Annotated in this window: 9 protein-coding genes and 1 pseudogene; 6 read left to right on the forward strand and 4 right to left on the reverse strand. The window is 73.6% G+C overall.

All coding sequences use genetic code 11. The features are described from left to right. Positions 1–2 precede the first annotated feature (2 nt). Positions 3–914, forward strand: coding sequence for an RNA polymerase sigma-70 factor (locus AC3IYI_RS37495; RefSeq protein WP_489407886.1), 912 nt, complete (start codon positions 3–5; stop codon positions 912–914). A gap of 151 nt (positions 915–1065) precedes the next feature. Then, complete coding sequence (locus AC3IYI_RS37500; protein WP_489407887.1) at positions 1066–1845, forward strand: VOC family protein; 780 nt, start codon at positions 1066–1068, stop codon at positions 1843–1845. 56 nt (positions 1846–1901) lie between these two features. Here the strand turns inward: AC3IYI_RS37500 and AC3IYI_RS37505 are convergent, their stop codons facing one another. The 3 genes from AC3IYI_RS37505 to AC3IYI_RS37515 form a co-directional block, all read right to left on the reverse strand. Next, positions 1902–2486, reverse strand: a complete 585-nt coding sequence (locus tag AC3IYI_RS37505) for a TMEM165/GDT1 family protein (protein WP_489407888.1) — start codon at positions 2484–2486, stop codon at positions 1902–1904. A 347-nt stretch (positions 2487–2833) separates the two neighbouring features. Beyond that, the gene (locus AC3IYI_RS37510) at positions 2834–4051 is read right to left on the reverse strand and encodes a cytochrome P450 (RefSeq protein ID WP_489407889.1); all 1218 of its coding nucleotides are present in this window, start codon (positions 4049–4051) and stop codon (positions 2834–2836) included. Beyond that, entirely contained in the window at positions 4030–4764 is a 735-nt protein-coding gene (locus tag AC3IYI_RS37515) for a TetR/AcrR family transcriptional regulator (protein WP_489407890.1), read from the reverse strand. Before AC3IYI_RS37515 ends, AC3IYI_RS37510 begins: the two co-directional genes overlap by 22 nt. Positions 4765–4946: 182 nt before the next feature. Between AC3IYI_RS37515 and AC3IYI_RS37520 the strand changes: the two genes are divergently transcribed. Continuing rightward, positions 4947–7112 (forward strand): FUSC family protein, encoded by a 2166-nt coding sequence (locus tag AC3IYI_RS37520; RefSeq protein ID WP_489407891.1) that lies wholly within the window; start codon positions 4947–4949, stop codon positions 7110–7112. Positions 7113–7190: 78 nt separating this feature from the next. Beyond that, a pseudogene (locus AC3IYI_RS37525) lies at positions 7191–7433 on the forward strand (SRPBCC family protein); the annotation flags it as partial. Between the two features lie 118 nt (positions 7434–7551). On the opposite strand, the gene AC3IYI_RS37530 reads toward AC3IYI_RS37525, so the two are convergent. Continuing rightward, a complete protein-coding gene (locus AC3IYI_RS37530; protein WP_489407892.1) occupies positions 7552–9171 on the reverse strand; it encodes an alpha/beta hydrolase in 1620 nt (539 codons plus the stop codon). 359 nt (positions 9172–9530) lie between these two features. On the opposite strand from AC3IYI_RS37530, the gene AC3IYI_RS37535 reads away from it, so the two are divergent. Beyond that, complete coding sequence (locus AC3IYI_RS37535) at positions 9531–10325, forward strand: DUF4142 domain-containing protein (protein ID WP_489407893.1); 795 nt, start codon at positions 9531–9533, stop codon at positions 10323–10325. 9 nt (positions 10326–10334) lie between these two features. Continuing rightward, positions 10335–11726, forward strand: coding sequence for a DUF1996 domain-containing protein (locus AC3IYI_RS37540; RefSeq protein ID WP_489407894.1), 1392 nt, complete (start codon positions 10335–10337; stop codon positions 11724–11726). Positions 11727–11745: the final 19 nt, after the last annotated feature.

Genomic DNA, 11745 nt, shown 5'->3' on the forward strand with positions numbered 1-11745 from the left:
CTGTGGACACACCCGCGCAGGCCCCCGATCCGGCGACCGAGACCTTCGTCGCCCACCGCAACCTGCTGTTCACCGTCGCCTACGAGATGCTCGGCTCGGCGGCCGACGCCGAGGACGTCCTCCAGGAGACCTGGCTGCGCTGGGCGGGCGTCGACCTCGACACGGTCACCGACCGGCGCGCCTACCTGGTGCGGATCACCACCCGCCAGGCGCTGAACCGGCTGCGCACCATGAGCCGCCGCAAGGAGGCGTACGTCGGCCAGTGGCTGCCGGAACCGCTGCTCACCACGCCGGACGTGGCGGAGGACGTGGAACTGGCCGAGAGCATGTCGATGGCGATGATGCTGGTCCTGGAGACGCTCGGGCCGACCGAGCGGGCCGTCTTCGTGCTCCGCGAGGTCTTCGGCCTCGACTACGAGGAGATCGCGACCGCCGTCGACAAGACGCCGGCGGCCGTCCGGCAGATCGCGCACCGGTCCCGCAAGCACGTCGACGCCCGCCGCCCCCGCCAGACGGTCTCCGCGAGAGAGGCCCGGGCGGCCGTGGAATCGTTCCAGCGGGCGTTCGAAACCGGGGACCTGCAGGGCCTCCTGGACGTGCTCGCCCCCGAGGTCGTCTACATGGGCGACGGCGGCGGCATCAAGCACGCCGCACTGCGGCCGATCGTCGGCGCGATCAGCGTGGCCCGCGTCTTCGCCGGCATGTCGGGCAAGGCCGCCAAGGGAGGTATCTCGTTCTCCCTCGCCTCCACCATGGTCAACGGCACCCCGGCCCTTTCCGTCCACATCGACGGAGAGTTCGACGGAGTCATCGCCTTCCACGTCGAGGACACCCGCATCACCGGCCTCTACTTCGTCCGCAACCCCGAGAAGCTGTCCCACGTCGCCACCGAGACCACGCCCACCCTGCGGTGAGCGCCGGGTGGCACCTGCCCGGCGGGGGCGCGGACCGGCCGAATGCGGTGCGCCGGGGAGACCCGTACGTGTGGCGATGGGAGGCGGCGGCGGGGTGAGGGGCCGTCGCGCGGGTACCTCGCATGCGAAACCCCGTCGCAGGAGGAACCCCATGCTCGGTACCGACTACCGCACCGGCTCGCCCAACTGGCTCGACCTCGGGAGCCCCGACATCCCCCGGGCCGCGGCCTTCTACCGGGCCGTCTTCGGCTGGGAGTTCCACTTGCTCGGACCCGAGACCGGCGGGTACGGGTTCTTCCAGGCGGACGGGAAGACCGTCGCCGCGGTCGGGCAGCTCGACCCGGGGGCGACCTCCGCGTGGACCGTGTACTTCCGGACCGACGACGTGGAGGCCACCACCCGCGGCGTGCGCGACGGCGGGGGCGCCGTCCGCGTCGAGCCGATGGACGTGATGGGGGAGGGGTGGCTCGGGCAGTACACCGACCCGCAGGGCGCCGAGTTCGCCATCTGGAAGCCGGGCCGGACACCGGGACTGGAGCTGACCTCCGCCGACAACGCGCTGTGCTGGGTCGAACTGCACGTGCCGGATCCGCCGGCGGCGCTCGCCTTCTACGGAGCCCTCTTCGGGACGCGCTCACGGGAGATGGAGGCGCCCGGCATGACCTACCAGGTGCTCAGCACCGCCGAGGGGGACCAGGAGGACGGATCCTTCGGCGGGGTGGCGCCGCTGACGGCGGGGGAGACGGACGCGCGCTGGGTGCCGTACTTCGCGGTCGCGGACGTGGACGCCGTGGTGAGCACCGCGCGGACCAGCGGCGGCTCGGTGCTGATGCCGGGCGCGGACGTGCCCGACGTCGGGCGGATCGCCTGGCTGGCGGACCCGAGCGGGGCGGTCTTCGCCCTGCTCAAGGCCGCGCCGCGGGCGGAGTGACCCGGACCGGACGATCAGCCCCGATCGGCTGATCAGGCGATCAGTCGATCAGGCGATCAGCCGGTGAAGGCTTCGATGAGCGTCCAGACGGCCAGGCCCGCCATGCACAGGGCGCCGAAGCGCTGGACGGTCTTGAGGGGCACCCGCTTGGCGATGAACCGGCCCACGATCAGGGCGAGGGCGGAGACCGACATGAGGGCCGCGGCGGAACCGATGGCGGTGGGCAGCCAGCCGTTGGTGGCGGCGAGGTTGGCGGTGGTGATCTGCGTCAGGTCACCCCATTCGCCGATGAAGACGGCCATGAACGCCGTGGTGAAGACGGGCCAGAAACCGGTGACGGCCTTGGCCGCCGAGTCCGCGTCGTCGTCGTCCGCACCGGAGCGCATCATGACGACGGCGCCGAAGGCGAACAGGGCGGCGGAGACGAGCTTGACGGCCATGTTCGGCAGCATGCCGATCAGACTTCCGGCGCCGACCGCGATGGCCACGTGCACGATGAACGCGGTGGAGGTGCCGAACCATACGTACAGCGGCCGCATCCGGGTGCCCATGGCCAGCGAGGCGAACATGGTCTTGTCGGGGAGCTCGGCGAGGAAGATCAGACCGAAGGCGGTGAAGATCGCCACGGGGTCGAGAGTCATTCCGGGATGCTGCTTTCTGCTGGAGCCGGGCTCTGATGGCTCGGATCGGCACCCAGCAGGGGGCGACGGGAAGAACCACTCGGCCCGGCACGACGAAGCGGCCCACACGGTGATGTGGGACGGGTCATGCCTTGGCCGAAGGTCTCGTCCGCCCCGCACGTGAAGCGCGGTGGCCCGGTGGCCGGGACCCGTCGGGGCGTCCAGTGTGTCGACCAGCGGTTTTCGGGACTACTCCCCTTCGCTGCCGACAACTGTAACAGCGGCCGCGGATGCCCCGGGAGGGCCGAAGGTCCTGGGAGGGCCGGAGGTCCCAGGAGGGCCGGAGGGTCCCGGGGCGGCCGTCCCGGCTATCCGAAGCGGACCGGGAGGTACTTGACCCCGTTGATGAAGTCCGAGCGCAAGCGGCGCACCTCCCCCGTGAGGGACACCTCCGGATGGCGGCGCAGGAGCTCCCGGACCAGGGCCTTGATCTGGGTGCGGGCGAGGCCGGCGCCCAGGCAGAAGTGGGGGCCGCCGCCGCCGAAGGTGAGGTGCTCGTTGGGGGTGCGGCGGACGTCGAAGACGAAGGGGTCGGCGAAGACCTCCTCGTCGCGGTTGGCGGAGGTGTAGTACGTGACCGCTTTCTGCCCCTCGGCGACGGGCCGCCCGTTCAGGACCGTGTCACGGGTGGCGGTCCGCCGGAAGTTGTGGATCGAACCGCCCCAGCGCAGGAACTCCTCCGTCGCCGTGGTCCACAGGGCCTCGTCCTCGGGGGCCGAGGCCAGTTCGGCGCGCGCCGCGGGGTGGTCGATCAGGGCGAGCAGGGCGCCGGAGAGCAGGTTGCGGGTGGTTTCGTTGCCCGCGACGCAGAGCAGTACGAAGAACATGTTGATCTCGTCCGGCGACAGCCGGTCCCCGTCGACCTCGGCGTGGACCAGCGTCGAGAGGATGTCCTCCCGGGGGCGGGCCCGCCGCTCGTCCGCGAGCGCGTCGCAGTAGGCGTAGATCTCGGCGGCCGCGAGATCGCTGTCGTGCTTGCCGGCCGAGAGCTCGGGGTCCTGGGAGCCCGCCATCCGGTTGCTCCACTCGAAGATCAGCCGCTCGTCCCCCTCGGGCACGCCGACCATCTCGCAGATCGTCTGGATCGGCAGCCATGCGGCGACCTCCGCGACGAAGTCCATGTCCCGGCCCGGGGTGACCGCGCGCTCCACCAGGGCGACCGCCCGCTCCTGGATCCGGACCGCGAGCCTTCGTACGACCCGGGGGGTGAAACCCGCGCTGACCAGCGAGCGGTACCGGGAGTGGCGCGGGGCGTCCATGCCCAGCAGGACCAGGCGCAGGGTCTCCAGGGACTCGGGGTTCTGGTCGCGGATCATGAACGAGCCGAGTTCGGTGGACCACAGCTCGGGGTCGCGGCTGACGGCCTTGACGTCGGCGTGGCGGGTGACGGCGTAGAAGCCGGCGTGCGGGCCCGGCACCTCGTGCCAGTGGACCGGGTCCTCCCGGCGCAGCCGGGTGAACTGGGCGTGCGGGACCTCACGGGCCCAGGTGTCCTCAAGGAGGTCTATCTCGCCGGTGGGCGGCACGGGGCGGTTCCCTTCGTCGGACGGACGGAATCGGGGTGGCGCGGATCCGGGTCGGACGGGCTGCCGAGGCCCAGGACGGCGCCGAGGGCCTCGATGACGAGCCCGTCGGGGACGGCGCGCGGTTCGAGGCGGTGCTGCATGGCGAGGCCCAGGAGGATGCCGAGCACGAGGGCGCCGGTCTCCTCTGGTGTACGGGTCATGGGGGTTCCGGTGGCCTGCGCCCAGTCGGCCAGGCCCTCGCCGAGCTGGGCGCGGATCTCGGTGTACCGCTGGGCGAGCCGGTCCCCGATGAGGGGCCCGCGGGCGGCGTGCAGCCACAGCTCCGTCTCCAGCAGCAGCCAGGAGTCGCCGTGCTCGGGGTGCGGGCGGGTGAGGCTGCCCCACATCGCCGAGAAGTGCACGGCGGGGTCGGCCGGGTCCCCGGCCTCGATCTCGGCGGCCAGTTCCTCGCTCGTGCGCTCCTTCCAGACCTCCAGGAGTGCCAGCAGCAGGCCCTCCTTGCCGCCGAAGTGGCTGTAGAGCGCGCCAGTGGTCCGCCCTGCCGCCTCGGCGACGGCTTCGGCGGAGACGCCGTGGAACCCCTTGCGGGCGAAGAGGCCGGCTGCCGCGTCGATGAGGCGGGCGCGGCTCTCGGACTTGCGCTGCGCCTGCGGCGTGCGCTGCGCCCGCGGCGTGCGGCGCCGGGGCTGTTCTCGTGTGCGGGACGGCTCCACCGGGCCTCCGGGGTGCTGGTCGTATCGGGACGCCGAGTCGTATGGGGTGCCGAGCTAGGTCGGGTGCCGAGCTGCGTCGGGTGCCGAGTTATATCGGGCCGCCGATATAAGTTGCGCCCACCCTGACGAAGTGTCAAGCGATACGGCAGGACCGCAGGGGCGCCCGGTGGCACGCTGAAAGGGTGCGTGCCGCCCTGATGGAGCTCCGTACCGGCACCGGCCCCCTGCCGGCGGCCGCGCGGCGGGCCGTCCGGGTCACCCTCGCCGCCGGCATCGGCTTCTACGGGTTCCTGTACGGGCTGGACCGGCCCGTCGAGGCCACCTACGCGCTCTTCGCGGCCGTCGCGCTGGCCGGGCTCTCCCGGATACCGGGCAGCGGACACCAGCGGGCCCTGGTCGTCGCCCGGGTGCTCCCCGCCGCCTGCGCGCTGGTGGTCCTGGGCACCTGGCTGTCGGTGCGGACCTGGGCCGCCGTGGCGGGCATGCTGGTCATCGGCTTCTGCGTGGCCTTCTCCTCGGCGGCCGGACCCCGCCCGGCGGGCGCCGCACCCGGGCTGCAGCTGCTGTACATCCTGCCCAGCTTCCCGCCGTACGCCCCCGACACCCTCGGCCAGCGGCTGACCGGCACCGTCGCCGGGGTGCTGCTGCTGATCCTCGCCGAGGCCACCGTGCTGCCCGACCCGGTCGTCCCCGGCTACCGGGACCTGGCCGCCGCAGCCGCGGACGAGGCGGCCGGGTGCGCCGCCGCGCTGGAGCGGCCGCCCCACACCCTCCCCGCGGCGGAGTCCGCCCGTGCCGCGGAGCGGGCGCAGGCCCTGCGGCCCTCCCGGGTCGAGGAGGCGCAGCGGCCCGCGGGACCCGGCGTACGGGAACGGGCGCTGGCCCACACCGGGCTGGCGGCCCGCACCCTGCTGGCCCGCCTCCAGTCCCTGCCCCCGCCGGAGCCGGGCCCGCGGGCCGGGCCGGACGGGCTGGAGCTCGTACGGGCCGTGCGCGATTCGGCGTCCGGGACGGCCGGGCTGCTCGGGGCGGGGAGCCCGCCCGCGACGGACTCCACCCGGCTGCGGGACCTGCAGGTCTCCCTCGCCCGGACCCCCGTGACGGGTCCCGGGCCCGGGTTCCGCAACGCCGCGCTGGTGGAGCTGGCGGACGCCGCGCTCGTCCTGCGCGGCGCCGCCGGGATCGCCGTACGGGGGCGTGCGGGGGCCGCCGACACCGCGGGGCCGCAGGCGGGGCCGGTCGCCGGGCCGGCCGACCGGTTCTGGTACGCCGAGGAGGGGCCGGTACGGCTCTGGTGGTACCGGCTGGCAGCGAACACCGGGCCCCGGTCCGTGCACTTCCAGAACGCCGTCCGGATCGGCCTGGCCCTCGCGGTGGCCCGCGCCGTCGCCGGACTGGACTCCCTGCCGCACGGCTTCTGGGCCATGCTCGCCGTCCTCAGCCTGACCCGCACCAACGCCGAGCAGACCCGGGCCACCGTCCGGGCGGCCCTGATCGGCACCTTGGTGGGCGCGGTCGCCGCCGGCGGGGTCCTCGCGCTGGCCGGGGAGGCGAGCACGGTGTACGCGATCGTGCTGCCGCCGCTGATGCTGTTCGCGTTCTGCGTCGGGCCCGTGCGCGGCGTGGGCTGGGCGCAGGCCGTGTTCACCCTGGTGGTCGCCATGGCCTTCGCCCAGCTCGCCCCCGTCACCTGGCAGTTGGCCGAGGTCCGGTTCCTGGACGTCCTGGTCGGCAGCGTGATCGGGATGGTGTGCGGACTGCTGGCCTGGCCGCGCGGCGCCCACGACGAACTGGGCCGCGCCGTGGCCGGGCTGCTGTACGCCGCGGCCGACGACGTCCGGGCGGCCACGGCCGCCTTCGGGCGGTCCCGCGCGGTGGAGCCCGACCGGCGGGTGCGGCACGCGCTGGCCATGGCGGAGAGCGCGTACGCCCAGTACCAGACGGAGCGACAGCATCCGGCCACCGCCCCGGGCGAGGACTGGCACGCGGCGATGATGACCGGCCACCACGTCCTGTGGGGCGGCCGCAGACCGCCCGGCGCCCCGCCCGGGCCGCGCGAGGAGGCGGTGGTGCGGGAGTACGGGGCCTGGGTGGCGGCCGGCCTGCGCCGGGCGGCAGCGGCCGCGGACCCCGGACACGCCACCGGGCCCACGGACCCGGGGCCCGTAGACCCCGGGCCCAGGGACCCCTGGCCTGCCGGCCCCGCCCCGCGACGGCCGGGACCCGAAGATGCGCCGCCGGTGTTCTACAGCGCGATGGCCTGGCTGGACGAGCTGACCGCGGACTTGGCCCTGCTCGACCGGGGGGTCGGGGCGGGCGCCGGGGCCGGTGCCTCAGGCCGGGCCTGAGCGTGCGGCGGTGCGCCCGGAGGCAGGCTCGGCGATCGTGGAAGGCGGGTCCGGGCAGTGGGGCCGGCAGTGGGCAGACTCGACGCGGCGGGAAGGATCCGCTGGTCGGAGCTCAGCAAGAACCCGCTGACGGCCGAGGGCGGCTACGGCCTGGCGGAACTCCCCGGAGGGCGGACGCGGTTGCGCGTCTTCAACACCCTGACCGGGCACGGTTTCGGACGCCGCCCGGTCGGCCTCGCGCTGAGCGCGGCGCGCAAGGACGCCCCCGACTTCGGCCGCCGGATCAAGGCGGCGGTGGAGGCGTCCCCACGGCCGGTGTGAGGACCGCGCCGGGTCAGAAGTGTCCTGGCCGGGGAGGACCGGGCCGGGTCAGAAGTGTCCTGGCCGGGGAGGACCGGGCCGGGTCAGAAGTGTCCTGGCCGGGGAGGACCGGGCCGGGTCAGAACCGTCCGGGCCCGGACGGAATCGGCAGCGGCTCGGCCGGCGCCCCCTGCCTGTCCGCGCCCGGTGACGGCGCGCGGCAGGTGATGTCCTCGGCCGGCAGCCGGCCGGTGGTCAGGTACGCGGTGACCGGGGTGTTGACGCAGGAGGTGGGGTCGGCCAGGTACACCGTGTGGCCCTCACCGCCCTGTGCGAGCACCATCCGCGAGCCCTTCAGCGCCCGGTGCAGGCCCTGGCCGCTGACCAGCGGGGTCTGCGAGTCCCACTCGTTCTGGACGGTCAGCACGCCGGCCCGCGCCTTCATCGGGGTCTGCGGCTCGAGTGGCCGCGGCCAGAAGGCGCACGGCTTGATGTTCGAGGCGAAGTCCCCGTAGAGCGGGTACGCGGCCTTGTCCCGGACCGCGTCGCGCCGGTAGCGCTCGGGATCGCGCGGCCAGGAGTCCGTGTCCCCGCACACCACGCTCCAGAAGACGGCGATGGAGTTGTCGGAGGCGGGCTCGGCCGGGGCCCCGGAGGTGCCGGCGAGCGCCCGCTTCATGTCGAAGTCCGGCCCGGAGACGCCGGGAGTGGTCGCCGGCTTCCCCTCGGCGGCCTCCTTCAGGGCCACCACCAGCGGGGTGACCTGCGCCGGATAGAAGAACAGCCCGCGCGCACCCCGGATGTCGTCACCGTTGAACTTCTGCCCCTGGAAGACGATCGGATCCCGGTCGGCGCGCGCCACCAGGTCCCAGAACGTCTTCGACACCGCCGCCGGGCTCTCGCCGAGGTGGTGCTCGCTCGCGCGCTGCGCCGCCCACTGCGTCCACCGGGCGAAGGCCGGTTCGGCCTCCGTCGCCCAGACCTGGAACATGCCCCGCCAGATCTGGTCCGGGTCCACCCCGCTGTCGAGGACGAAGCGGTCGGTCCGGCCGGGGAACATCTGCGTGTACACCGCGCCGAGGTAGGTCCCGTAGGAATAGCCCAGGTACGAGAGCTTCCGCTCGCCCAGGACGGCACGGATCGTGTCCATGTCGCGGGCGGTGTTGCGGGTCGTGACGTACGGGAGCACGGAGCCGGCCTTCTCCCGGCACTTCTCGGCGATGGAGCGCGCCCAGGCCACGTCGGAGGGGAAGGACCCGGGCCGGTACGGCCGGTCGATGCCCTGCTCGTCGTCCGCCAGCCCGCAGCTGATGGGGCTGCTGGCGCCGACCCCGCGCGGATCGAAGCCGATGAGGTCGTACTGCTCGCTCACCTCCGCGGGCGCCACTTCGCCCAGAGCCAGCGGCAGATCGAGTCCGGTTCCGCCCGGCCCGCCCGGATTCATCAGGAGGACCCCGTGCCGCTTGGCGGGGTTCGTGCTCTTCACCCGGGACATCGCCAGGTCGAGGGTGCGTCCCCGGGGCCGCCGGTAGTCGAGCGGCACCTTGATGGAGGCGCACTCGTACGAGGCCGGCTGATCGGCGCTGCACCGGCGCCAGTCAGGCTTCTGCCGCAGGTACGCGGCGTCGGCCTGGACGGTGCCGGTGGACAGCACGGTGTCGGTGGGCAGGGCGGAGGCCTGGGCGGCCGCGAGCAGCGGCACGGTACTCGCGAGGAGCCCGGCGGCGGCCAGGAGGGATGCCAGTCGTTTCTTGCGCACGAGGGCGTTCCTTTCGGGTGGGCGGTGGTCCGACCCCACCCTGGGTCACCCCGCGGTCCGGGCGAATCCACCTGAGGGGCGGGGCCCTCTACTCCTCGCGAATGACCGGAAATCCGGACAACTGGCCGACGCGCCGGGGTTTTTGTCCTCGCGTCAGGCGTCAGAGCGCGGGCCGCACGGTGCCCCGGGCGGGCGGCACCGTAGCAGTCTTTCGGGGGGTCGCCCGGATGTTTGTCCAGTCCGGATGGGCCTTCGGTGGGGGAGCCGCGGCCGGCACTAGCGTCCCTTGGCACCCGGGGTCCGGGGGAGCGGCGTGCTCCGTGCGCCTCCCGGGCCGTCCCGGGAGCCAAGGAGGCACAGTGCTGTCAATCCGTCGGACGAACGTCGGCGGCATGTCGGTCGCTTCGCGACACGTGATGGGGACGGGCATCGTCATCGGCGCCCTCGCCCTCACGCTGATCGCGCTGCTGATACCGGTACGGAGCTTCGGCGGGAGAACCGCCGCGGCCGCCCCGGCCGCGGGGTCCGCCCTCGCCTCCTCGCCCGCCTCCGCCCCCGCCCCCGCGCCCGCGCCTGCCTCCGCCTCCGGCGATGACGACGGCGCCGGGGTGATGAACACGGCCTTCGGGCCGCTGACCCCGCAGGACCGCGAGTTCGTGCGCAAGGTCCGCCTCGCCGGCCTGTGGGAGCTGCCCGCGGGCCGGCAGGCCCAGGAGCGGGGGACCCGCGCATCGGTGCGGACGGCCGGTGAACACCTCGTCGAAGGGCACGCCGAACTGGACCGCAGGGTCCTGGAGGTGGGCCAGGCGCTCGGTGTCGAACTCCCGGAGCGGCCGTCCGGCCAGCAGCAGGCCTGGCTCGACCAGCTGGACCGGGCCCAAGGGACCACGTACGAGCGGCTGTTCGTGCAGCTGTTGCGGCGGGCGCACGGCAAGGTGTTCACGCTGGTCGCCCAAGTGCGGGCGCAGACACGCAACTCCGTCGTCCGTGAGCTCGCCACGGACGCCAACGCCACGGTCCTGGACCACATCGCGGTCCTCGAAGCCAGCGGACTGGTCGATTTCGAAGGCCTCGCGGACACCCCTCCCGCCGTCCCTCCCACGGCCGTCCGTCCCACGGACCCCCCTCCGACCGACACCCGACCGAGGAAGTGAAGTGATCACATGCGCGACAACGACTCCACGCAAGGCCCGGCGCGCCAGGACGGGGCAGGGCGAAAACGCAAGGCCCGTCCCCTGTACAAGGCGCTCGCCGCGGTGTCCGCACTCGCCCTGGGGGTCGGCGGGGTGCTGACCGCGGGCCAGGTGGCCTCCGCGGGCCAGGACCCGGCGCGCCCGGCGCCGGTGACGGCCACCATCGACTGCCCCGACGTGGGCGATCGGCTGCGCGAAGTTCCCGATCAGGCACGGGGCGAAGTGGACCGGGAACTCGCCGCCCTGGACACCCAGATCGCCGAGGCCTACCAGCGGCTCGCCACCGGCCGGGCGCCGGCGGACGCACTGCTCGGGGAGCTGAAGGACCGGCGCGGCGCGTCGATCGGCCGGGTCTCCGAGGCGATCGGACGGACCACCGCCCGCCCCGACGGGCTGGCGGAGCTGAGCACCTGCGCGATGCGGGAGGCACCGGCCGCCGAAGAGGAGACCGCCCGGGGCGGCGCGACCGGCGTCCTGAAGGGAGGACCGGCCCGCGCCGACTTCGTCCCCATCGGCTCGGTGAAACCGAACGTACGGCGCCCCGCCCCCAAGTCCGGTGCCTCCAAGGGCTCCTTCTCCGTGGAGTGCGGCCGCAACGAAGAGCGCCACCTCAACCCCGACAACGTGATCGTCGCGCCCGGGGTGAGCAACGGCGCCCATCACATGCACGACTACGTCGGCAACAGGACCACGGACGCCTTCTCCACCAACAACAGCCTCGCGGCCTCCGCGACCACCTGCACGAACGGCGACCTGTCCACCTACTACTGGCCGGTGCTCCGGCTGCGCGACGGCAAGGCCGAGCAGGACGCGGGAGCCCCCGGCGGCGGCCAGGACGCCAACGTGGGCACGATCCTGCGCCCGAAGCAGGTGACCATCCAGTTCAGGGGAAGCCCCGTCTCCCGGGTCACCGCCATGCCCCGCTTCCTGAGGATCATCACGGGCGACGCCAAGGCCTTCACCAACGGCCCGCCCAACGCCAACGCCTCGTGGAGCTGCACCGGCTTCGAGAACCGCCAGCTGAAGGACAAGTACCCGATCTGCCCCAAGGGCACCGACGTGGTCCGGACGTTCTCCTTCCAGAGCTGCTGGGACGGAAAGAACACCGACAGCGCCAACCACCGCACCCACGTGGCCTTCGCCGCCCGCGACGGCTCCTGCCCGGCGGGCTTCAAGGCCGTCCCGCAACTGGTGCAGCGGATCGTCTACGCGACGCCCCCCGGCGCCCGCTTCGCGGTGGACAGCTTTCCCGAGCAGCTGCACAAGCCGGTGACCGACCACGGCGACTTCATCAACGTCATGCCGGACGAGCTGATGGCCCGGGCGGTGCGCTGCGTGAACGGCGGACGCAGCTGCCGCTGACCCGACGAGAGGCGGTGCC

Source organism: Streptomyces sp. GL_148, assembly GCF_057834205.1.